The following is a 25,921-nucleotide window of genomic DNA, read 5'->3' on the forward strand; positions in this document are numbered from 1 at the left end:
ATACCTATACCCTGCCCGGATATCCCGTTAAAAGGAAAACCCCGGCGATATCGCCGGGGCCCAAACGTAACGCACGAGAAAAAGCACTGCCCATACCAGCTTAAATGCCGTTACGTGTTACCTTAGTTTTTCATACCGTGCCAGGGTCCAGGACCCTGACACCGTTCAATATCTTTAATCTTTCAGGCCTAAATGAGCTTTCACTTCTTCGTAATTATTCCAGTCGATCTGTTTGTTCATGCGAACATGTGTACCGCCGGGAACAAGGATATACCGGTATTGCAGGAACTTATTGCCATTTGCCGGATCAGTAAATGTAGACGCATTACCATTCGCATTCAGTTCAATAATACCTGTGGCGAAAAAAGGCGTGATCACGGCATTGCCTGAGCGGTATGGCAATGCGGTTATTACTTTATTAGCCGGCGTACCCAGGTTTACATATACTTTTATTTCACCGTTCGACAACAGCTCATCGGTGACTTTCGGTTCATTGATCTGCGTAAAATACACATTGCTGCCCTGGTCAAGGGTAAAAGCCAGGTCGAGCCAGGCAGAGTACTGTACATTGGCGGTTCCGGGATCCCCTTTACTACCTGGCTGGCCGGTTTGGCCGGTGTCACCTTTATCGCCTTTGTCGCCTTTTTCACCCTGCGGCCCCGTATCTCCTTTTTTACAGGCGCTAATCGTTAAGGCTACAGCCAGCATGTAATAAAAGAAATGGTGCAGGCTCCATTGGTTTGTGCGTTTCATGTTCTTGTTTTTATTTTGATGTTTGTGATGAAAAAAACTGCGGATCAAAGTTTTGCGTTCACCATACGTTACGCGGACAGCCATCGTCGTATTTATTACCGAGCAGGAAACCCACCATGATCTCATGGGATCCTTTGCTTACGATATTCAACCCCGATGTGGTATAGTCATAAGAATAGCCGATGTTGAATCTGTGGCCAATGTTCACCCCCAGCATCCCGGCAAAGCCGTCATCTTGCCGGTAACCTGCGCCAAACCAGGCCACATCTCTATATTGAAGCTTGGCGTTGATATCGAGCTGCGTGGGCAGGGGGTTTACATATTTCACCATTACTGAGGGGATCAGGTTAAATTCTTCGCCCAGCAGAAACCGGTAGCCTGCTGTAGCAAACAAATGAGGGATCGTTTTTCCATTACTGGTTGTAACCGCATTATCGGCAAAGCTTAGTTTCTGTGGAATGATCTGCTGGGCAGAGAAGCCGATAAAATAATCAGCCGAATAGAGGTACAAACCTGCCATAAAATCGGGCTTCAGGGTATTGATCATGCCATTATTGTAAACCGCCGGATCTACCTGCACCGTTCCAAAATCGAGTTTATTGGTATTTAAGCCGACACTGGTAATTCCCGCGCCAAAACCTGCGGCCAGGCTCGTTCGGGCGCTTATGCCTAAATGATACGCATAAGTGCCATAAGCAGAAAAATAATTCAGGGGGCCGGTGCGGTCATTGATCACCTGCAACCCCACGCCATGATGCGGCGCTGCAGCAGTATATTCTTCCCAGTACCGTTGTCCGCGCGGGTTTTCGCCCGGCATATCAAAAGAGGTAGGCGTAGTGCGGTAATCCGTTTTATTGATAGGCGTATGTAATGTTACATACGAGGTTACAGGCGCATCCTGCAGCCCCGCCCATTGATGCCGGTGACTGACCTTTATATCGGTATAGTTCTCAATGCCCGTCAGCGCCGGGTTAACGATATATTGGTTGAGAATATATTGCGTGTAATGCGGTTTCTGTTGTGACTGGGCGTGCAGGCAGGCAATCACCCAACAGCATGTTATAAGCTTTTTCATGTGTTACGTTTTTTTGATCAGCTACTTACTACTCGCCACCAGCCCTTTCCACGACCTTAAACTCCGTCCTTCTATTCAACTGCCTTCCTTCCGGATTATCGCTGCCATCTTCATTCGCATTCGGCGCAATGGGCCGGGCAGAACCATATCCTTTTGCCCGCAGACGGTTCTTATCAATGCCTTTGCTGATGAGGTAAGCCACACAGGCGCGGGCCCGGGCCTCTGACAGGCGTTGGTTATACGCTTCACTACCTTTATTATCGGTATGCGCGCTGAGCTCGATGGTAATTTCAGGGTGGGCATGTAACAGGGCGGCCAGTTTATCCAGCGATGTTTGCGCACCTGCTTTGAGGCTTGCTTTGTCAAAATCATAATACACATTGTCAAGGACCACCGCTTTTTCCATCGGCGGCACATCTTTGACCAGGCAAATGGCAGGGTTGATCAGTAATTGCGCTTCTTCATCGCCTGGTGTATAAAAGGGCAAAGAACCATTGCTGTACCCGCTCACAGAAGCCTCTGCTTTTAAAGGTTGAAACTCGTCGAGCGTAAAGGAATAGCTACCATCGCCGGCGGTTGTTTGCGTATGCACTGTTTTGTGCTGGATAGTATCTATAATCCTGACTGTGACCCCGGCCAGCGGCATTTTATCTTCACAGGATACCACCGTGCCGCTCACCAGTTTTTTCGGCTGGATCTTTTTTAAATAAAAGAGTTCCAGGCAGCAGGCAGCTTCGCGGTCAGAGCTTAACCATACATCTTCCAGTATATTCCGCGCACCGCCCCTGCTTACCAGATAGATATCGTCCCTGACTGAATTGACCGGGTAGCCGAAGTTGACAGGTGTTTGCCATTTATCTATTGCCCCTTTGCTGTAAAAGAAATCGAATCCTCCCATGCCAATGCGGCCGTTGCCCGAGAAGACAAGCGTAGCTGAAGGCAGATGATAATAAGGCGCCTGTTCATCGGCTGCAGAGTTGATCTGCTCACCCAGATTGACGGTTTTAACGGGTTTACCGTTTTCATCCAGTTCCGCCAACCAGAGATCAAAGCCACCGGCGCCGCCGGGTTTATCGCTGGCATACAACAAGTGTTTGCCATCGGGCATTACAAATGGTTGTTGCGCACTATAACCAGGGGTATTGATGATGCTGTCGAGCAATACCGGTTCGCTCCAGCCATTGCCGGTTTTGCGGCTGCTGTAGATGCCCGAAACTTTTTTTCCGCCCGTGATCATCCACCGGGTCAGGAAGAGGGTATTACCATCGGGTGTTACACTCACCACCCCCTGGTGCATGCTGCCAGCCTGGGGCAAAGGCAGGGCTTTTATGTCGCCGGCAATTCCTTCCGTCACAGCTGCTGTGTATACCCGGTTTACATGTGATTGGTGCTTACCCGCCAAACTATCTGCCCGGGTAGAAGTGAACAATAAAGTATTTTTGTTCAACCATACCGGTGCATAATTAGCGCCTTCCGTATTGAGGGGCGTACCGGCTTTCTGCACCTGGTAGAGTTTCAGGTCTTTCTTTTTTAACTGGGTTTGAATGAAGCGCAGGCTCATCAGTTCTTTCTTCGCTGATTCCGTGTATTGATCTTCGGCTGTATGTTCATCAAGAAAAAGGTTCAATTCCTTTTCCGCCTGCTCATAACTCGCCAGCGCCCGCAGCTCCACGGCATAGTAATACCGGGCCAGCGGAAATTCGCCGCCGCCGGCTTCCAGTGTTTTTCCATAATAGGTGGCTGCTTTCGCATGATCGTGCAACAGGCGGTAACTTTCTGCTATGCGATACAGCGCCTGCTGGCGGCTGCTCAGCGGCGTTTTGTTCTTTTTAACGGCGGAGGAGGGCACGGTATACGGACTATATTCTTCCTTTTTTAATTTATGGTCGGCTACACCCAGGTATTTCTCATAATAGCGGGCTGCGGAAAAATAATCGGCTTTTTTATAATAATTATCTGCAGCCCGCAAGTAATCATATGTAAACTGGGCTTTGGCTGCCAACATACAGCAACCGATAATGCCGGTGGCAAAGATCTTCTTCATGTGTTAAGTTTAATGTTCACAAAACCATGGTTTTTCATAGGCAGCAATCGTGTGTGTGTGTGTGTGTGTGTATTTATTATCAGGGCATTGTTTTTTTAAGGAAGCGGTTGGTAGACACCAACCGCCAGGTTTCCAGGACATTGGTGTACCTATGACTATAAGCGCGGACAGACGAACTCTACTTCTGGTGTTTTAACTGATCTTCTTCCAATAAAGGATAATGAGATCTCAAAGCTGTTCGACCCATTGGCCATTTTCCCCAGGTCGGAGGTATTCACATCATAACTCACTCCCAGCACTATATTTTTATGGGCAAACCCTACATAAGGTGATAAAGCATCTTTAAAGCGGTAGTTCGCACCCAGCATCAGATCCGTTCCGGGCGCTGCAATCAAGCGGGCATATGCCCCCGCCATTTTTTCGGTAGCCGTGCCCTGCTTCAGGTATAAAATATTCGGGGTTAAACTAAGTACATCAGATAAGGTTATACGTACGCCAGCATGTGCGGTAAACCGCATCGGCAGGCGGGCATTACCCCCAGCACTGAAATGATCATCCGGACGCGTGAGGTGCGCTGCGGAAAAACCGCCAAACAGATTCAGTTTCTTTCCCGGCTCTGCGTCGTAATAAAGGATGCCGGCAGCTGCATCAAAAGAGGTGGATGATGTTCTGCTGAACGATTCGGCTGAAGTAGCGCCCGGGTTGTAACCGGTGATCGGGTTCCACTGGTCGCCAAAGGAAAGTTTAGACCGGTTGAACCGCCGCTGTATAACGCCGATCTGCAAACCCATTACCACGCGATGATATTCCTGTGGGCCGAAACGTACGCCATTATAGGCGTAGCTGCCATAAGCGGTGAGATAATTGTACCCTCCGTCACCGGCAGTTTGGTTCAATACATTGGCGCCGAAATTGGAATTTTTATTAGTCGTGAAATCAACTGCAATACCGGGCGTTGTGAACGGACTGCTGATATTTCCCCATTGCGACCGGTAGATACCGGAAATGCGGTAATCGCCGTCAAAAGCGCCGGTAAGCGCCGGATTGAGCCAGGCGGGATAAACGTAATATTGCGAAAAATGCGGATCCACCTGTGCTTTCACGAAGTGCGCGCCTAAACAAACCGCGATTAACAGAATAATACTTTTTCTCATTGCATACAGTTTTGTTTATGATCAATATTATCTTTTACGAATGGAGCACCGGCCAACGCCCCCTTACTTCACGATCGTCACAGAACCGGTACGGGGAACAAACCCGCTCTTCAAATGGATCACATAGTAGTAAGTAGCCATGGGCAACAACTTGCCACCCACCGTACCATCCCATGGCTTTCCATATCCGGCCGAATAAAATACGCGTTGTCCATAACGATTGAAAACCTCCACAGTGGCGCCCGGATAATCGCTCAGGTTCGTGATATTCCAGGTATCATGAATGCCGTCACCATTTGGCGAAAACACGTTCGGGATCTTTACCGGCTTCAATATTTTAACTGTCAGCTGATCGGATGCGGTGCACTGCCCTTCACCCAGCGCAGTGAGCGTATAGGTGGCATCGGCCATCGCCTGTAGCAGGGGGCGTAATACATTGGCATTATTCAGTCCCGTCCCGGGCGACCAGTTAAATGTGAGCACCGTTGAATCATTGGCGGTGGGATTGAACTGCACCACCGTTCCCTGCGGCACCGTGAAGGATGGACCGGCATCGATCACCGGCTGCAGATACACCACCACGTTTTTAGTAACAGGTTGCGACATGCAACCAACGCTGGTGGTCACCTGCAGCTGCACCGTATAGGTACCCGGTAGCTTATATCGTTTCACCGGGTCCTGTACAGTGGAAGAACTGCCGTCACCAAAATCCCAACGCCATTGCTGAATGGGACTGTTACTGGTAATACTTTCATCGTTGAAGACATTATCGGCGCCCTGGCACAGGGTATCAGGCGCTACGGTAAAGGCTGCGACTGGTTTATCGAAGAATGCGTTTAATATTTTCGATGCCTGGCTGCTACAGCCCCAGGCGGAAGTAGCTGTAAGCTGAACCGTATATGATCCGCCAGTGGCATATACATGACTGGCATTCACAGCATGCGATACCGCACTGTTATCGCCAAAATCCCAGGTATAGGCAAGTGCCGACTGATCGGCTACTGTAGAAGCGTTTGTAAGATCAGCCGCACCACCCGGCATACATACCGCTGCTGGTAAACTGAATGCAGCTACCGGCAGCGGATGTACCGTCACCATGCGGGTGGCTGTATCACTGGTGCACCCCTGATCACTTACTGCTACCAGCTTTACAGAATACGTGTTGTATGCTGACCAAGTATGGGTAAAAGCATTGCCATTGGTGCGGGTAACCCAGTTGCCGTCACCGAAATTCCAACGCCATGCACTAATGGCGCCTGATGCTATGGTCGACTGGTCGGTGATCGTGGCTGCCTGGTTCAAACAGATATCGCCATCGGCCGTAAATGCCGCTACCGGCTTTGGATAAACGGTAATGACACTGCTTATCGATTCCGTACATCCGCCAGTGGTGGTAAATGTGTATGTGATCGTATGTGTACCCGGGCCTGCTACGGATGGCTGAAAGCTGCCGTTTGCTGCGGTACCAGGACCGCTGTATACGCCTGTTCCCGGAACGCCATTGGTAACCGTAGCGGTGGCCACCGAGATCGAAGAAGCGATACTGCCGCAAACGGCGCGCAGTGATGAATAGCTTAATTTGGGCCGTAAGCTGAAGGTCGCCGGCACCGTAATATCTTTTGTACAGCCATTCGCAGTGGTTACGCTGAGCTGTATATTATAATTACCAAAACCATAGGTGTGCGACGGATCCTTCAGCGTGGAAATATTTGGGTTCGCCGCTGTTGCATTGGGATCGCCGAAATGCCAGTTCCAACTGCTCAGTGTTTGTCCATCCGGAACTTTAGTAGTATCGGTAAATTGAACAAGGCCATTATCGGGTAAACAACCAGCCGGGTAACTGAACCCCGGCCGCGGTTTGGCATATACCGTGACCGGCAGCATTGCCGTATCACTCACACAGGCATTGCTCACTTTCACTACATGTTTAACCGTGTAAGTTCCATAAACAGGATACACGGCGGTTTGCGGATCACCTGTAGTGGCAGTGACCGTTGTATTATTGCCAAGATCCCAATACCAGGTATTCACCGGCGCAGGCCCGCCATAGGATGAAGTTTCAGTAAAGGTGATACTGCCATCCTCACAAATGGCCGGCGGTATCGCGCTCAGGGTGGTTACCGGAGGCGCATAAACGGTGATCGGTTTGCTTACATCGGCCACACAACCATCACCGGTAACTACTTCCAGGTGTACGTTCTGTGTTCCGGCAGCAGCTAATAATCTGGAAGGGTTCTGGGCGCCGTCCTTACTGCCATCGGCAAAGGTCCAGCGCCATTGTGCGATCGTATAAGCGCCGGTAGCAGCCGGCCCGCTGAATGCAACCGCATCTTTTATACAGCCGGTAGGATGCGAGAAGCTAAAATCGGCCGTAGGCCTTGGCTTCACTTCAACAGAGATCTTTAACTCTTCGGTGTTATTACAATTATCGAGCGAAAGGCTGGTTGACCGGATAGGTATGGTATAGGTGCCAGGTGTATTGAAGTTATACTCGCCTGGCAGCGTGTATTTATAGTAAGTGATGCCATTGATGGTTTCGGTGCCATTATAGGCAGTTGAAGCCGGATCCAGGGTCACATCGGCATTGGGGCTAACAATAGCGCCCAAGCTGCTGAGATTCCATACCAGCTTCAATGGCTGATAACGGATGAGGGCCGACAATTTTACCGGCGTATTTACACAGGTAAATGGATGGCTGTTCTTTCCACCATTGGCGGTATCGGGCTGGTTATGCACACTGCCCACCGCATTCAGGTTATTCAGGTAAGTACCCACGTTATAGGCATAGCTTTCCACACTTCCCAGTCCATACGTAATACCCGTAAATGCCGAATCGCAGGTGACCATACATTGCCCTAATGGCGCTGCCGGCGGTAATGGGCAATCCCATCGCCTGATGGCGACTGAATAGCCAGGCATATTGGGATGCGCATAGGAAGTGAAGGCAGCGCTGTTATCGATGCGCAAGGAAGTTAATCCCGCCGTAGGCACTACCACGGTCACATAATTCACCTGGATAGATTCTTTATTATTCCGGAAGAAACCCACGCGTTTGATGGCCTGCTCCACCGGGCTCAGCACGACCATTTCCGGGTCGCCCAGGCCGCCGTTGCCCAGGCAGCCGCCACCGGTCATGAACTGCATTACTTCAATAGGTTTATCGGCTTCAATAAGATCGGCTGTTGCACTTTCATATACATAGTAATTCCCGTTCACCAGGGTGGCATTGAGTGGCGGCGCCGTGATCAGTTGGTTATTCACGCGTACTATGGTAGCAGGGTCACTCACGGCCACTTTATACAAACTTCTGGCAAAGGACAAAGGCGTACCGGATCCTGAGAAAGGCGCCGTGAGATAGCGCTTGCCCCAGGCATGCCGCGGAAAGAGCTGCTGGTTATCATTATCGCCCCCACCGGTGCCACAGGAAGCCGGATTAGCGGTGCGGCTGCTGCCTGCAAAGACAGCGATGGGATTGCAATCGTTCGCGCCATTGGCCATGGATCGAACGATGGTGCCCGTTAGCTCTTTGCCGGTTCCGGCATTTCCGCCATTTCCATTTGCATCAGCCCCGTCATTGGCGCCTACCACCTGGTAGATCTGTCCCTTCATTAAGGTAATGGTAGTGGTAACACCAGGCTGCAGCCCAGTTTTATCCTGCGCCCGGGTTTGCACCGAAGGGGTAACCTGTATCACCGTATTATCTTTACTGGCTATCACATACATCCAGTTGTAACAATTGCTGGCATAACTCTGGCGGCTGTTCAATGACACGTAGGAATATCCCCAGGCAGTGACCGGCAGCAGCATGGTAGCGCCGGAAGAAGTGGAACCATAAATATGGGCGTAGGCAACGATCGGTACATTGCTTTCAATATGTATCCCTTTTTTCCGGAACACGCCTGCCCCACCGCTTCCCGCTGGCGGCGGATCGGAAAACAGCCGTGCATCATAGTTAGGATCGCTCAATGGATCACCGCTTGCCGCCGGCACATTCACCGGACCTTTCGGGATAATGTCGGAAGCAATGACGCTAAAAGCGGGTATGGTATATGTTTTCCGCCACCAGGTATTGAAAAAAGGCCCGCTGCTGTCGAGCGTTACCGTAACGGTAGCAGGTTGATCTTCGGCACTCAGGTACAATACCATATTCATATCGTTCGATCCCTGTTCCATGAACTGGTGATGCCCATAACCTACCCAGAACTCGGTGCCCCGGTTCGATACTGCCTGCGCTGATCCCCATACGCTGCTCAACAGTAACACCAGTCCCAATAGCAGTCGCCTTCCCAGTATATGTTCAAAATTGCTCACCATATGCTAATGCATTTTAATTAACAGAATTCCCCTTGCCTCTTTGCCTCTATGCCTTTCTGCCTATCTTATAAGATTGATCGAACCCTTCTTATCCATCACCGTTCCATCTGTGAGTATCATGCGGCACACGTACATATATACGCCACTTGGCTGCAGCTTGCCTTTATAGGTTCCATCCCAGCCCCTGCTTTGATCAGCCGATTCAAATAATTTCTCGCCCCACTGGTTAAATACCATCAGCTTCAGTTCCCTGATCTTGTACCCGTACACCTTCAACACATCGTTCAATCCATCGCCATTCGGGGTAAAGCTGTTCGGGATGAACACACCATCCGGTAACACCTGTTGCGAAACGGGGGCAGATATACTTTCCACACAAGCGCTCAACGCTTTCACCATGATGGTCACCGTTTGCAGGGCTTGTAGTCCGCCTACCGTATGCGTTAATCCGGTAGCGCCTGAACTTGGTGCTGACCAGTTATTGCCGTTGTCGAGCGAGACCTGGTAAGCGGTAGCGCCTGGCACGGCATTCCATTTGAAACGCACCAGGTTCGATGCCACAGAATCAACCGTCGCTACCGGCCGCAGAATGGCGCTTTGCACGCTGACAGATACTTTTGTCATTTCCGAACTGCAGCCGCTGGCAGCCGTTTGCTGCACATAGTAATCGGCGCCGCTTGTTATATTGGTCAATGATAAGGAGGGTCCGGTTCCTATAGCGGTTCCGCCGTTGGGCGAAGCATACCAGGTGTAGGTAGCGCCTGCTGCGGGATTTTCTACTGTCAGCGTGGTATCGGCACCGCTGCATACGGTCACCGAATGAACGGTAAGGAGCGGGATCGGATTCACGACGATCTCTTTGGTTGTATCGCCTACGCAGCCATCGGCCGTAATGGATTGTAATTTTTCGGTGTAAGTACCTGCTGTGTTATAGCGGAAGGTCACCTGCTGGCCATTGGCCTTGCTGCCATCATGGAATTCCCATTTCCACTGGTTTACGGCAATGCCGTTCTGCGCTATTGATTCACCGGTGAATTCAGCCAGTTCTTTTACGCAACCAGGGAAGTTTACCGCAAAATCCGCCTTAGGCGCCGGCACCACCTGTACATAGATCAGATCGCGGCCGGTATGGTCACAGCTTTCGATATCCGGATGATCATACACGATCTCGATGGTATATACACCCGGATTGGCAAACCTGTAATCCTGGTTCAGCGGGAACACATAGTTCTTCACTCCGTTGATCATGATGCTATCGCTGGGCACCGGTGTATTCACTGTTACATCTGCATTCGGCGAGAGACCCGGTACACGGCTGAATCTCCAGGTGAGTGTGTTGGGTATGAACGGCAGGTAACCGGTAAAGCGGAATGGGGTTCCGGCGCAGGTGTAATCTGCTTTGTTGCCATTGTTCAATGTATTGGCAATGGTGCCCAAACCCTGCAGGGTCTTCACCATGGTACCCACGTTGTAACCATAACTTTCAACACTGCCCAATCCATACACCAGTCCCAGGTAGGCAGAATCAGATTCCACGGAGCTTTGTCCGGCCCCGGCCGGCCATCGCTTAATAGCCACCGTATAACCAGGCTGCGAGTGCGCATAACTGTATTTGTCAGCAGCAGGTATCGCAGACCAGGGAATACCGTCGATCTTCAGGGAGTTCATACCGCCATCCGGAAGGATCAGTGTTAAATAATTCAGGGTGATGGCATCGCGGTTGTTTCGATAGAATCCTGAGAAGCCATTGATGGCCTGTTCCAATGGACTTAATATATTGCTTTCCGGATCACCGTTGCCGCTGGTATTGGGACAACTGCCCGAGGAGGCCATATACTGTACCACGGTAACCGGCTTATCAGCGGTAATAATGTCTGCTGTATTACTTTCATATTGATAGTATCTGTTATTGATCAATTGGGTTGGCAGGAAAGGAATATTATTCCGTTTAACTACCGTGGCCGGATCTTTTACAAGGATCCTGTAGATATTCGTCATCAGCGTACTGATATTACCACTGGTAGAAGCAGGCGCTGTGAGGTAGGTCTTACCCCAGGCCGAATAAGGGAAAGTTTGTTGCAGGAAGAGGTCACCCGAAGAGCCGGTGTTATTGCCGCAAGCCATCCCTGTACGCGAGCTGCCTGTGAACACGCCTATGGCATGGCATTCGTTATTGGCATTGGGCACTGATTTTATAATGGAACCGGTGAGATCGTAGCCTTCACTGCCGCTTTGCATGGCGCCCAGCACCTGGTACACTTCCCCGGCATTTAATGTGATGCGGAAGGGTACATTGGCAGGTCTGCCGCCCAGGGTGGGCACCGAAGGCGTGATCTCTACCACTGTATTATTCTTGTCGGCCAGCACCATAATGGTCGTGTAAGCGCCGGTGGTGCTGTAGTTCTGCCGGTTGTTCAGCGAATAATATTCATAACCCCAAACACCAACCGGGAATAACATGGTAGCGCCGGAATTGGCACTGGCGAAAATATGTGCATAGGCCGTGATCGGCACATCGCTCACAATGCTGATACCACGGTTGTACAATCCTTCATCAATCAGGCGCGCATCATCCAAACCGGTCTTCGGCATAAAGTCTGACGCTCTTGTCGTAAACGGCGCAATGGTATAATTGCGCACCCAATTGGTTCCATTGATGCGGATCTGCACATTGGCCGGCTGATCGGTCGTGCTCATATAGATCACCATTTCCTGTGAATTGGTGCCCGGGTTGAAATCATAACTGCGCTGATAACCTACCCAGAAGCGTTTGCCGCGGTTTGAACTGTCTTTTTCCGGCAATACCGGCGGTGCATATGGATTTATCAATCCGGTGAAGCGGTCGAGGTAGTTCACGGAGTTTTGGGTGATCTTCCGTTTCAATACATCCACGCGGCTGCTGAAACCGACTACCCAGGCGTTCGACACCGTTGTTTTTCCCAATCCCAGCTGGTACTGGTCTGGTATGGAGCCCTGCCATGGATCCAGGTAGAACAGTTCCATATTGTAGTCGTAATTACCACCGCCGGGAATATCTAATTTGGTATAGAAGAACATGGAATCCGGGCGGGGTTGCAAGCCTGCAGGCACTACGCCCGAGAAGCGGCGTGCTTCCAGGGAAACCGGTGCAGTGGGTCCCCAGGTGATCTTCATCACCGTATCGGTTCCATACATAAATGTTTGTTGTTGATTGGCTGCAGGTGTAGCCGGTATAGCGGTCAACACCGTTGGCAAAGCCGTTGGGAAGAATTCCCAGGCGCCTAAGTCGGGCACACCTGCTGTAAGTGTTACAGGCCGGGGATTATTATCAATATCCCGGTCATTACCGGTAATCTGCACCCCACGGCCATGCATGGCCCAAACATCAGGATTGGTAAGATCGGGCCGCAGATCAGCATCGCTTATAAAGGCAGGGGCATGACTGATAGACCAGGTATCCCAATAGGAACCGGTTTTCCAGTCGGGCAGTGTAGCAAATGTTCCCGCTGGATTGGCCCTTTGCACCAGGGTGGTCCCGGTAGTATACAACATATTGTATTCACTGGTGAGTGACTGACTGCTATTGTTAACAAAGAGCGCCACGCCACCACCTTTTGCCGAGAAGATATTATTACGCAACTGAATGCGGGTAGCCGTGGTATTCAACAGGTACATTGCATGGTTATTGGTTGTTGTGGCTGATGTACTGTGAACGCTGTTATTGAAATAATCGGCCAGGCTGAAATTGTTATGGTAGATCCCATAAGAGCCCGGACTTGTTGTATTGATAGCTACCACATTGTTCTTTACAGATACGCCGGGTGATGCCGACAGATACAAACCATACAAGGTTCCGGCGTTATTGGTTACAGCGGTCACTATATTATTTGCCAGCTTACCATAAGCGCTGGTGGAGGTATCGCAATTGATAAGCGCCAAACCATATACAATGGTAGTTGCATCTTTGATATTGATATGGTTACCGGTTACCGTATAAGCAGAATCGCAATCTGTTGCATAGATGCCATAGGCAGAAGCATTCACCGGTCCGTTTACATTGACGGTATTTTTATTGAGCTGCACACGTTTGATATTGGCAGCGTAGATCCCGTACTGCCAGGCGCCGCTGACAGTATTACTATCGATTACATGATCGGGTGTAAGACCAGCGCCGGTACCCGTTCCTGTAAAGTGAATCCCGGTGGAGCCATTGCTGATCGTATTGCCCCTGATCACATTATTTGTTCCCTTCAATTGATGGGCATAAATACCTGATAAATTATTGGAAGCTACGGTAGCCACCGGCGCTGTTATGATACAGTTCACAATGCTATTGTAGGAAGCTGTGTTGGCGAGTTCCACTACCCTGCCGTTTGTTACATTGGTACCTGAGAAACTCAGGTTTTTGAAAATGAAATGCCGGGCGCTGTCAAGCTTCAGGGTGTAATTAGCTGTAGCCGTTGCATCAAAACTCAGGTTCACTGAGCTGGCTACGCCATTCGCGCTCTGGAAGGTCACCGTATTCACGGCCGAGGTATTGGGGATATAAGGGATGCGGATCTGTTCATTGTAGGTTCCAGCCGCTACATTGAACACAACCGGTCCGGTAATACCACATAATAACGCATCTACCGCTGCCTGGAAGGAAGTGAAATTATTCGGTACAGGCCCTGCCGCCGGATCGATGGTATAGGTGCCGGTGAGCAGAATATTGTTCAGGGTAACCTGTACCGGTGCTGTATACACGGTATTGTTAATACAGGTAACTGCTGCGCGATACCAGGTGCTTAAACCGGCTTTTGTCTTAAATTCCGGGAAGTATTGTACCGGGCTGATGTCCGTCCAGCTGGTACCATCGGGTGATGACTGCCATTGGAAAGTGATCGCACCCAGGGGTGAATGGCCGGTCACGGTTAATTCGATCGGCATTTCGAGGCACAAGCCGGTGGATGGTGTTACCAGGGCGGTGCCTGCCACCGGTGGGGTTTGACAAGGCAGCGGTGCAAATTCATAGGCGCCGATATCAGGCGTAGTGCCTGAACGCACCACATCCACTATATCTGTGGTTATGTTTACTGCTGTTCCCTTATTATCCAAAGCCGCTAACATTGGTTTATAATCCCCGGCATTCATATCGGTATACAGCGGGTTAGCGCTTAATGAATTTGCGTCCTGACCGGAGGCAGTGACCCAGTCGGCCAGACTCGTACGGTTGGCTGTATAAAAGCCCACATGGGCATTGGCGCCGCTCACATACAGGTTATTGTTGTTGGATAATACTTCACTGTTGGCCGCATTCAGATAAATGGCGTGTTTGGCACCATTACCGCCGCGGCTGATGGTAACGATATTATCAACAAACTGGATACCGGTGGCCGTAGTGGTTTGATAGAATCCCACACTGACGCCGCTGGCGGTACTGGCGGTATTGTCAATAGAAATGGTATTATGGTAATACCAGACATTATTCGACCCGGTATTGTACAGCGCATAAATGGGGCCGTTGCCTTCCAGCGCATAAAAGAGGTTATTGCTGACCGTATCTGCATTGGCAGCATCTTCGCCATTATGATAAATACCATAGAAAGCAGCGGTATTGGCAGCAATGCCCCCAAAGAATTTCGTAAACCGGTTCTTTGAAATATGTAAGCGGTTGCTGGGGGCTGCCGTTACATAAATACCATACACGCTGGTAGCGGTATTGGTTCTGGCCGCCCGGGTAAAGGTATTCTTTGCAATGGTCGTAAAGTTGGTGCCCGTTATATACAATCCATAATTATAGAAATCCTGTATAGTATTATTGGTAAAGCTATTGTTGTTCAGGAACCCGGCCGTAGCGGTATTGCCCACGAGGGTAATTCCATAGTAACCACCGGTAATGGTGTTGCGGTCAAACAGGTTGCCATCGCAGAGCGTAGCACCGGTTGAAACGGCGCCGGTATGGGATGCATTTATTACAATACCTGCATAGCTGCTACTGGTTGCTGTTAGAGCCGTATTGATGGAACACTTGCGGAAAGTATTTGAATCGGCATTATTGATCAGCTGTACACCATACCCGTAGGTACCGCCACCGGCTTCAATCACCAGGCTGTCGAAAATGATATGGTCGGCGCCGTTGAGTTTGATCACGGCCCGCTGACCGTTGGCCGTAGCATTGAAAGTGAGTGTATTGCCATTGCCATTAAACGTAATCGTATTGATGGCCGAAGTACCTGGTATACTGTCGAGGATCAATTGCTCGGTATAGGGTCCTGATGCTGGTTCTACATTGAAGACGATCGCACCGCCGATACCACAGCCCATGGCCGCCTTTGCATCAGCAAATGAGAGGAAATTACCACCTGGTTTACCAGGCACGTAGCTGCTTTGTCCGTTTTTATTGATCGTGTAGGTTCCGCTGGGCAGCACGGGATTCACAACCAGCTGCACCGTGTCAGTATATACGGTATTGGCGCCACAGGATATTTGTACACGGAAGTAACTGGTCGTATCGGCCATGATCGTGGTATCCGGTGTGAGCATCGGCGTACCTAGGTTGAGATAAGGCCCGGTCAACAATTTTGCCTGCTGCCACTGGAATGTTTGTCCGGCCCCAAATGCCCCGATATTCACATGCAGGTATACGGGATTGTACTGGCAAATGGTATCCGGCGTAATAGTCACCGTACCATTTACCAGCGGAACAGAACAGGGGGATGGCGTAAATTCATAAGCGCCGATATCCGGCGTAGTGGTGCTGCGCGGCTGATCGTTGATATCATCGTTTATGCCAATACCGGTTCCTTTATTATCGATGCCGGCATTGCCCGGTGTAAAGTTGCCGGCAGCCGGATCAACGAAAGCGGGCGTGATGGCCAGTGAATGGGCGTCTAAACCAGTGGCTGTTCTCCAGTTATTGATCTGCGCCTGCGCTGCATTATAAAAGCCCAATGCGTTGGTACCTGCCGCAGCATTGATGTAATAGTTATTGTTATCGGCGCCCGCAGGCAGGTTCGCTCCCAGGTAAATACAATACTTAGTACCGGTACCGCCGCGTGTAATGGAAATATTGTTATTGTAGAAGAAGATGCCACCGGCTGTAGTGGTTTGATAGAATCCCCTGGTGGCAGCCGTAGCAGTAGCCGTTATATTATCCAGGGAAATGGTGTTATGGAAATACCAGGCATAACCCGATCCGGTATTCATGATACCATAGGCCAGTCCATTCCCATTCACATCGTAGACCAGGTTATTGCTGACAATATTTTCATTGTTCGTACCACCGGTTGAACCGCTGGAATTATTGAAGTTGATACCATAAAAAGCAGCCGTACTGTTAGGCGCGCCGCCAAAGGGATTAAAAATGCGGTTCTTGGAAACGGTACAACCGGCATTTTTTTCTGTTGTAAAATAGATACCATAGAAATCTGTGACACTGGTACGCGCAGGCCGGCTGATAACATTCTTCTCAATGATGGTTGCATAACTGCCGGCAACATAAATGCCAATGGAATAGAAATCTTTGATGGTATTCTTAATGATCTTATTATTCCCATTGGCGCCATTATTAAAAGTGGCCGCCAGCGTAATGCCATAATAACCGCCGGTGATGGTGTTGCCATTGAACTCATTGTAATCGCTCAAAACAGCGCCAGTAGCCACGGGACCTGCATCGGACCCATTGACTACGATACCGGCAAAATTTTGCGTGGTGGAAGTAGCAGACAACACGATATTACAGTTCTTCACCACGTTGGAGTCGGTGTTGGACATCAGTTGCACTCCGTACCCATAGGTACCCAGACTGGCATTTATATTCAGGCTATCGATAATGATATAGCGGGTGCCTTTCAGTTTAATGACCGCGCGTTCGTTGGTATTGGTGGAAGCAAAGCCAAGCACGGCGCTGCCCATCCCTTTAAAGGTAACGGTATTAACGGCCGATGCTCCAGGCACTGCTGTCATGATCAACTGCTCATTGTAGGTACCCGTACCTGTTTTTACATTAAACAAGACAGGTCCATTGATCCCGCATTTAATATGATTATAGGCCTCGTTGAAGGAATTGAAGTTGATGCCGCCTGTTGGTAAAGTATTATCAATAGTAAACACGCCTGATACGGGTGTGGGTGAAATCACTTTAACCGGTTGTGCATTCGACGACGTGCTGCTCAATGCACAGGTAGAAACCAGGCGGTACCAATGGGTGCCTACCTGCGATGTTGTATGTGAAAGGTTGGTTGCACCAGGTATGGGCGTCCAGTTCAAACTATCGGTTGATCGTTCCCATTGGTAACTGATGCCATTACCGGTGCTGATACCTGTTGCATTCAGGGTAAATGGTTCTATACAAACCGTAGTGGCAGATGCAGTAGCAGTACCGGCATTGGGTGCGCCTGCGCAATCGGGCCATTCCGCCACCAGAATATCATCCACGCCAATATCGGTAGCGCCAAAGTCGGATGTAGCCTGGAAGCGGATAATGGTATTCGCCGAACTGCTATTAAAGAACAGCACTTTTTGCGTCCATGCAGAACGGCGGGTGATGGAATCGAGCCGGGTAAAGCTGGTACCGCCGTTCAGCGACACCAATACAGTTAAACTGTCATCACCGCTTGTATTGATATAACTAAAGGTCAGTCGTTTGTTGGGCGCGCCGGTGCTGGCATTGATATGCAGGTCGAACTTGCCCTGATCACCATCATCGGCATTAAAACTGTGGAAGCGGGCAGAAAAAGTGCCCTGTGCAGCTACGGGCGTATACCCCCCATTGGTAGAGGTCCAGTTAGCGGAGGCGCCATCGTCCTGCCGCCGCCACGAAGCGTCGCCCGTGGCCGGGTTGTTCACCCAGAAATCATTGGGTATATCGCGGGTATCGCAACCATTGCCCCAGGTATTTTCAAAACTTTCTGCATATGGCAATGGCGCATATACCGGCGCACGCATGGGCACCAGCACAGGTACTGAAGGGGCTGACTGGTTGCCATTGACACAGCTCACCATCATCCGGTACCAGGTATTGGCTGTTTGCGAAGTATTCAGGGTTTCACCGGTGGCATTGGATACGTTTGTCCAGCTAACGTTATCCGGTGATGATTGCCACTGGTAGCTTAGCCCATTCTGTAATGGCAGCCCGTTCACGCTCAGGCTGAACGGCGTACCCGCACATACCATCGTATGGCTCGACACGGTAGTGCCCGGCACCGGTGTGCCTGAACAATCTTCCAGGTTGTACATCGAGAGGTTATCGATACCGATATCCGAACCGCCAAAATCGGCTGTTGAGCGAAAGCGGATGACCGTTGTAGCCGAAGAAGCGGTAAAGGTGAGCACTTTCCTGTCCCAGCTGCCATTGATCTTATAGCCGCCCAGGTAAGTAAAGGTCAGGCCGCCGTCGGTCGATAGCAATACTTCCATACTGTCGCTGCCGGATGTATTGATATAATCGAAGCGCAAACGTTTGGTAGGAACTCCGGTATTACAGTTCACATAGAAATCGAGGGAGCCTTGTGCACCCTGCGGGGCGTTGAAGCTATGGAAGCGGGCTGAGTAAAGCCCATGGGTAGCCGCCGGGTTGTAAGCACCCGCATTCGGACCGGCCCATGCAGCAGATGCCCCATCATCGTACCGGCGCCAGGAATTATTGCCCGTGCCGGGTTTGCTTCGCCAGAAATTATTTGGAATATCCCGCGTATCGCAACCATTTATCCAGGGCCCTTCAAAGCTTTCCGTAAACGGCAGGGTTGCATAGGAAACTGCAGTTGTATTTACCTGCAGGGGCGCCGATAATACCGTGTTGCCACCGCAGCTAACGGCTACGCGGTACCAGGTACTGCTGGTTTGCGAAGTGGCGTAAACGGCGTTTATGGCGCCGGTAATATTTGTATAGGTCACATTGTCGGTAGAAAATTGCCATTGGTAGCTTTGGCCTGCACCTGCCGTACCGCCGGTAAGGCTTAAAGAAAATCCGGTGCCCGCACAAACCGGGTTGGCAGTGCTGGTGATCGTACCGGGCACTGGTGGCGTGGTACAGGCAGTCGAACTGAATTCAATGGCGCCAATATCCGGTGAAGTGGCACTGCGGGCAGCATTGAAGATATCGCTCATGATGCCGGCTGCAGCCCCCATATTGTCGAGGAATACATTGGTAGGCCGGTAATTGCCGACGCCCGCATTTACAAACAGAGGATCAACCGACACACTGTTGATATCAAAGCCGGTGCCCTGCCAGCCCGCCATGGTTGACCAGGCAGTCGTGTAATAACCGAAATTATTGGTACCACCGGGTGCATTTATATACAGATCATTGTTGGCAGAACTTGTTACCCCTGCGTCACCGAAGTACATACCATATTTTGTTCCCGTTCCTGCCCGCGTAATATACACCAGGTTATTCTTCACATACACTTCGGTACCATAGGCATAACAGCCATAGGTGCTGCCAGCGGTTGCTGCCGCATCATCCAGCACAATGGTATTGTGATAAAAATTCCAATTATTATAACCGGGTGAATAAATGCCATAGATAGTTCCCGACCCGTTGTTGATATTATAGATGAGGTTATTTGCAGCCAGGTTAGGTTCTGCGGCGGATGAACCTGAACCGGCTATATAAATACAATAGGCCGTTGATCCGCTGCCGGTAGCCCCATCGAACAGATTATGGATCCTGTTCTTTTCGATTTTAGTTCTTATTGTAGAACTTGCATAGATCCCATAAGCGGTGGTAACTGATGAACGCGAAGGCCGCGACACATCATTACCTGATATCAGTAAATTGGTATTGCCAAAACTGTAAATGAAATAGCTGTACTGATCACGCAGGATATTCTTTTCTATAATATTCCCTGTATTAAAGGCACTGGTGCTGCCATAAGCCACTATTCCGTAATAACCGCCTGTAACCGTATTGCCAATGATCAGGTTGCCATTACCATTATTACCCGAAACGGAGCTGGCTGTTGCCGACCCGTTAATCAGGATGCCGGCATAATTCGTCGTGGATGCCGAGCTGTTGGTATTCACCACGCATCTTCGAATGATATTGCTGTCGGCTTTATTGGTGAGTAAAATACCCCAGCCATAAGTACCACCGGATACGTCTACCTGCACACTGTCTAAAATAATATGTTTGGCGCCGTTGAGAATTATACCGGTGCGGTTGTTGGCATCCGATGTATTGTATAAAAGTGTAGTTCCATTTCCGTTGAAGGTAATGGTATTCACCGCCGAGGAACCGCCAATAAACGGAATGGTCAGCTGTTCGGCGTAAGGACCGCTATTCGAAACTACATTGAACACCACCGGTCCACTGATACCACACTTGATGAAATTCACTGCATCATTGAAGCTTTGAAAATTGGTGCCACCGGTCACCTGGGCGCTATTGATGGTAAAGACGCCCTGCACCAGAGCCGGCGATATCACCTGCACAGCTGTTGAGGTGTCTGACTGGCCGCCACTGGCGCAGGTCACAATGGCCCGGTACCAATGGGTTGTACTTTGACCGGTTGTATGTGTTGATAGCGTGGCGCCCGGAATATCGGTCCAGTTTGCATTATTGGTTGATGACTGCCATTTGTAAGAGATGCCTGAAGCGATGGTTTGGCCGCTTAGATGTAAAGTGAAATTTTGCCCCAGGCATACATTGGTTAAGGAACTGCCGGCTGTGCCTGCATTGGGTTTACCCGTACAGGCATTCGCTGGCGTCCAGGAAAAAATAATATCCGGTCGCGATGTCTGATTTCCTTCATCATCAGTTTCGGTAGTGCCACACATGGAGCCGAGGTTATCGGCGATGACGCTATGGGAACCGTTAAAAGAAAGACCGGTGGTCCAGGCAATGGCAGGATTTGCTGTATACCAGATGCCTGTAGCATTACCGGGATCACCATTACATATTTCGATTAGGATATTATCGGTACCATTCCAGAAAAACGGCGTTGGGAAACTGAACACATTGGAACCTGCTACCGCCTGGTAATCTACCGGTGATGTTTCAACGGGCGTAGTCGTGAAATTGTCCCAGCTATCCGTTGACAAGGTAGCTACCGTAGTTCCGCCGATCTTTATGACCAGGTTTTCGGTTACACCGGCGGCGTTCAGGCTGAGCACATTGAATTTAATGGATTGGATGGTTCCGGGTCCCATACCTGCTGCCGATAGTTCAGAAGCCAGGTAGAGATATTGGGAGCGTGCGCCTTCAAACCAGTCTTGGATCGGACAGGGATATTCATCGTCTGCATTACCGGTGGTTCCGGTGCCAATGGAAATATCCATTTGTGCTTTTGGTTCCTGTAAAGCTGTAAACAGGATCAGCAACAAACAGCCTATGTGTCGTATAACCCGGTATGAGTAGCCATTTCTCATGGAGCAGTTATTTTGTATTTACAGAGATCATTTTATTTATACCGTTCAGTCGAAGCAATAGATGGCCAGTAACAGTTTACCAGTCACCTTTTACCGGTCACCAGTCAGCTGTTTCCAGTTTCATACTGAGTAGTTAGCTCAGCATGGCCATTCTTGAATGATTGAATTCCTGTTGCCTTTGTACCTCGTTGCCTTTATGCCTTCTCTATATTCGTTTTCACAGGGCCGAATCACCGGCAGGTTTTAAATAGGAAACACAATGTTTTAAGTTTTGTGCCTCGGGCCTTAGCGTTGCCAGCTGATCCAGGCTTTGGCATCTTTCGCACTCACCATGTCATAACTGTTCTCACCGGTTTGAACGAACCAGTATCCACTCGTGCTATAAAATTGTTCTTTCGTTTTAAAAGCGGGTCCGGTAACCGGATAGGGCCCAACAGTGAGATCTCCATTGTAAGTGAACATGACCCGGCCGTCTGACTGAAAACTGACCCTGGGCGAAGTGCCGTAGATATAATCCAGGTCATCGATTGCCGGAACATAATAAAATGGGATCAGCGCATCAAATGCTGCTCCTGTGGGAGGTTGAACGCCCGGCCAATAGGTAAAGTAGTAATACTCCGAGCTGTCTGTCTGCAGCGACTTCACATTAAAGGCATCATCTACTCCATCTGCATGAAAGCCATCTCTCGAATACCAGTAACTCTGGGCATTGGCGCCCCAGAGCCACCAACGCCTTCCGGCCTGTACATCTGGTTTTACCGGCCTGGTGGCTCCGGTTATATGGGCATCTGTATTATTAATTTTTATTTGTAAGCTGTTTGTGGCAGCATTAAATCCGGTAATGGAAAAACCATTGATCGTTTTATCGGCGTTGACCAGGGAGTTATTGAATTGAATGCCGCCGGCTGAAAAATAATAGGGCGTGGTAACGGTATGTATTGTTCCGGAGGCATCTTTCCAGGTGATGACCGCCGTTTTGAATACTGTATTTATTTGTATCTCATATTCAATCCCATTATAATTAAAGCGTTTGAAATAATGCAGGATCTTCTTCAGGTTTGCCAGTGCGGTCATGCTTTTGCGCACCTCTTTGTTTTCCCAGGCGGCACGGTCCTGCGGTGATGCTTTGCGAAAGACCGCCTTACTGCCATTAAAGCGGCCGGTGAGCCGGATGCTGTCTGCCGTGCAGGTATCGAGCGAAAATTCAAAATCAGATAACAAGCCACCGCCGAAATATCCACCATTCACGCGGGCATCGGGATCAGCCAGCATGTGGATATAGGAATAGGTATCAAACAGTAGGCAGGGCTGTTGCAATGACTTCAGGCGGTAGCTGCTTTCTTTTAATACAGCTGCCGTAGTGGTGTCAAGATCACAATACATAAATACCCGGTTGTTTTCATTGAACCTTATATAAAAACTATAGGTATTGCCCAGCCTGGTGATCAGCGTGGCCGTCCACCCATCTGCAGCACTGGTAATGATAGATTGGTATTGCGACAACTGCTCATTGATGCGGTCGTCTACATCTTTGTCAAAGGCGGCCCTTTCTTTGCTACAGGAAGCAATGATGGATAGTACAGTTATTATGTATAGTATCTTTTTCATAATCATGCTGTGAATGGTCAATGGTGAATGGTGAATGGTCAATGGTGAAGAGTTCGCGAATGTTATACCTCATCTAGCCGAAAGGCTAATATTCTTTTAACTCTATTACTACTTGATCAAACTATCCACCGCTCCGCGCACCCGCTTCTGCAATGAATAAAAGTCGATGCCCCACACATCCTTGAAATACGCCACCACCATTGCTTCCTTCTTGCGAAGTTTGGCCCTGGCATCTGCCTGGGTAATGCCGTTCTGGCTGGTACCGGCCGGAATGGAGTGTACGATCTTATCGAATCCAGCGCGCCCTTCTATAAGCATCATCGAGATCATTTCTACAAAGTCTTCGTCAGGCGCACTCATTGCATAAGCTGTAACAAATCCATCCCGCCGGGCAGCGTTGTCAGACACATTGTTCCAGTTGGCTGTGTAAAAACCGGGTGTGATCCGTTTGAAATCGTCGGCGTACAACACATTCTGATGAAGGATATGACCAAACTCGTGTTCTATTGTATGAAACATTTGCTTTACGTTGGCTGAATCGGAAGGCACATAACCCGGCATGCCTTTGGTCCTGAAATCGTTCAATACATACAGCACGATCTTGCGGCCGCCCTCTGCGGTGCCCAGGGTGATGGTACCATCGGTATTCCAGCTGGCGCTGCCGCACAACACAAAGAATTTTGGACAATAGGTTTTCACAAACACTTCCCCCGCTTCGGCGATATAGGTATCGATCCAGACCTTCTTTACCGCTTCCATGACCGGGATTATCTTTTCTTCCCGCGGTGGGATCAGGTTCTTATTTAACTCCAGTTCAAACTGATCCCACTTATACTTCACTGATATGTTAAAGGGTTTTGTCAGATAGTCGTAGATCCAGTGGTCGATGGGACCTTTTACCCAGGTATCGCCCCCTAAACCAGGAATATCATCCACCGTACCTAGGTCCTCTGATTTCTTGCATCCGAGCACCAGGAGGATCAAAAAAAATATAATGAGTTTTTTCATATCATGCGTAAGTTTTAAACGTATAGTTGTCGATCATCGATTGCCCATTGCTTATTGCCTATTGCCCATTGCCTATTGCCTGTTGCTCCTTGCCCATTGCCTATTGCCTGTTGCACCTTGCCTATTGCCCATTGGTTCATCTGGGATTTTGCGCAATACCCGCCCGCTTTGCCACGTCGGGGATCTGAAATACCCGCATCGGATCATCCGCTTTCAGCATAAGCGTTTCGCCTTCCGCCGTTGGATGTACCACCGGCACTTTGTAGCGAAGCAGATCGAACCATCGCATGCCTTCCTGCACAAACTCAGCCCGTTTAAATTCCATCACGGCAGTGAGCGCAGCCTGCTGCAGATCATTGGTTCTGTAAAAGGACCGGAGCCTGTTCGCCGTGATCGTATGGGTGGCTGCATTGTAATTGTAAATACGCGTGCTGGCATAGTCGTTCATATCCTTTATTACATCATTGATATTATTCAGCAGCACATTGGCCTCGGCCCGATTGAACAGCACTTCCTCGGCGGTTAACAAAGGCACCATCACATAGGGGTAGCCGATCTCGGCATTGACTGACTCACGAACAAAGTATTCGTTCACCTTGGGTAAGAAATAATTGTTGGTGCCTATTGTATACAACTGGTACCGGAAGACCCGCGTGCCACCGGTTACATTGGCGGCCAGCAGGATCTCGTTTGACTTCTGCGCATCCAGTCCATAGCGAATGCCAATGTAATTGCGGCCCCAGAGCGACCGGGTTTCTGCGATCAACAGGTTGGCGGCTTCTGTGGCTTTGGCGTAACGCGCCCACAATTCATTATAGGTAAGGATGCGGTATTCGGTGTTCCAGGGCCGCAGCATGGCTATTACATTGTTGTTGGGAAAAACCTTTGCTGCATGCTCCAGCACTTTATTGTATTGGCGTTTGAATAAATAAAAACGGGTGGCAAATGCATGCGCCGCCGCCTTGTTAAAATGGTACCGGGGCACACTGTAAAACTTATCATCGATCAATGGCAATCCTTCTGTGAGGTCTTTTTCGATCATCTCATACACATACTGCACCGTTTTTCTTTCATATTGTTCAAAAACCACTTTCTCCGGCTTAAGTACATAGGGAATACCCGGATCAGCGCCCGCAGTTGCCGGATCATATACTTTGGAGAAAAAGGTCACCAGCATAAAATGCGCGTATGCGCGGCAAAGCAGGGCTTCTCCTTTCTGGGCAGAATAATTCTGCGCATCTTTTGCATTTACACATACTTCCAGCGCCTGATTCGCTGCAGCGATCGCTTTATAACAGGCATTCCAGTAAAACTCGGGCGAGTCTTCTTCGTTATTGGCTACATCTTTAAAATTATAGGGATCGATATTGGTACGATCGAGCGTGCCAATTCCTTTATCGGCCACATTATCTGAAATGGATTCACTGAATGCCATGTAATTGGCCTGCGGGTAAGCCGTTCCCAGTAATTGCGCTACTTTCTCCGGTGAGTTCAATACCGCCCGGTTATCCGGTGGCTGTTCCAGGAATTTTTTACAACTGGCAACTCCCATTAGTAGTATGACTGATGCGTATAGTAATGTCTTTTCCATGATTCAATCTGTTACAAGTTTCAGGTTTCAGGTTACAGGGTTAT

Annotated in this window: 9 protein-coding genes; all 9 read right to left on the reverse strand. The window is 49.6% G+C overall.

What is annotated here, in order from left to right:
- Positions 1-174: 174 nt before the first annotated feature.
- The gene (locus JT717_RS24730; RefSeq protein ID WP_205513730.1) at positions 175-753 is read right to left on the reverse strand and encodes a collagen-like triple helix repeat-containing protein; all 579 of its coding nucleotides are present in this window, start codon (positions 751-753) and stop codon (positions 175-177) included.
- 58 nt (positions 754-811) lie between these two features.
- Positions 812-1,828: a PorP/SprF family type IX secretion system membrane protein gene (locus tag JT717_RS24735; protein ID WP_205513731.1), complete on the reverse strand. Its 1,017-nt coding sequence runs from the start codon at positions 1,826-1,828 to the stop codon at positions 812-814.
- 28 nt (positions 1,829-1,856) lie between these two features.
- Positions 1,857-3,872 carry an OmpA family protein gene (locus JT717_RS24740; RefSeq protein WP_205513732.1) on the reverse strand — a complete coding sequence of 672 codons (2,016 nt, stop codon included), beginning with the start codon at positions 3,870-3,872 and terminating at the stop codon, positions 1,857-1,859.
- 155 nt (positions 3,873-4,027) lie between these two features.
- A complete protein-coding gene (locus JT717_RS24745; protein WP_205513733.1) occupies positions 4,028-5,026 on the reverse strand; it encodes a PorP/SprF family type IX secretion system membrane protein in 999 nt (332 codons plus the stop codon).
- Between the two features lie 63 nt (positions 5,027-5,089).
- Positions 5,090-9,340, reverse strand: coding sequence for a PKD domain-containing protein (locus JT717_RS24750; protein ID WP_205513734.1), 4,251 nt, complete (start codon positions 9,338-9,340; stop codon positions 5,090-5,092).
- A gap of 60 nt (positions 9,341-9,400) precedes the next feature.
- Complete coding sequence (locus JT717_RS24755; RefSeq protein ID WP_205513735.1) at positions 9,401-21,670, reverse strand: DUF8696 domain-containing protein; 12,270 nt, start codon at positions 21,668-21,670, stop codon at positions 9,401-9,403.
- A 285-nt stretch (positions 21,671-21,955) separates the two neighbouring features.
- A complete protein-coding gene (locus tag JT717_RS24760; protein ID WP_205513736.1) occupies positions 21,956-23,278 on the reverse strand; it encodes a DUF4302 domain-containing protein in 1,323 nt (440 codons plus the stop codon).
- 108 nt (positions 23,279-23,386) lie between these two features.
- Positions 23,387-24,286, reverse strand: a complete 900-nt coding sequence (locus JT717_RS24765) for a zinc-binding metallopeptidase (RefSeq protein ID WP_205513737.1) — start codon at positions 24,284-24,286, stop codon at positions 23,387-23,389.
- Between the two features lie 136 nt (positions 24,287-24,422).
- Positions 24,423-25,877: a RagB/SusD family nutrient uptake outer membrane protein gene (locus tag JT717_RS24770; RefSeq protein ID WP_205513742.1), complete on the reverse strand. Its 1,455-nt coding sequence runs from the start codon at positions 25,875-25,877 to the stop codon at positions 24,423-24,425.
- Positions 25,878-25,921: the final 44 nt, after the last annotated feature.

This window comes from Longitalea arenae, assembly GCF_016924755.1.
In the GTDB taxonomy this organism is placed as follows: Bacteria; Bacteroidota; Bacteroidia; order Chitinophagales; family Chitinophagaceae; genus Niastella; species Niastella arenae.

Bases quoted from the DNA above. Each gene is read 5' to 3' on its own strand.
- JT717_RS24730 (WP_205513730.1), bottom strand. From the start codon at position 753: ATGAAACGCACAAACCAATGGAGCCTGCACCATTTCTTTTATTACATG.
- JT717_RS24735 (WP_205513731.1), bottom strand. From the start codon at position 1,828: ATGAAAAAGCTTATAACATGCTGTTGGGTGATTGCCTGCCTGCACGCC.
- JT717_RS24740 (WP_205513732.1), bottom strand. From the start codon at position 3,872: ATGAAGAAGATCTTTGCCACCGGCATTATCGGTTGCTGTATGTTGGCA.
- JT717_RS24745 (WP_205513733.1), bottom strand. From the start codon at position 5,026: ATGAGAAAAAGTATTATTCTGTTAATCGCGGTTTGTTTAGGCGCGCAC.
- JT717_RS24750 (WP_205513734.1), bottom strand. From the start codon at position 9,340: ATGGTGAGCAATTTTGAACATATACTGGGAAGGCGACTGCTATTGGGA.
- JT717_RS24755 (WP_205513735.1), bottom strand. From the start codon at position 21,670: ATGAGAAATGGCTACTCATACCGGGTTATACGACACATAGGCTGTTTG.
- JT717_RS24760 (WP_205513736.1), bottom strand. From the start codon at position 23,278: ATGAAAAAGATACTATACATAATAACTGTACTATCCATCATTGCTTCC.
- JT717_RS24765 (WP_205513737.1), bottom strand. From the start codon at position 24,286: ATGAAAAAACTCATTATATTTTTTTTGATCCTCCTGGTGCTCGGATGC.
- JT717_RS24770 (WP_205513742.1), bottom strand. From the start codon at position 25,877: ATGGAAAAGACATTACTATACGCATCAGTCATACTACTAATGGGAGTT.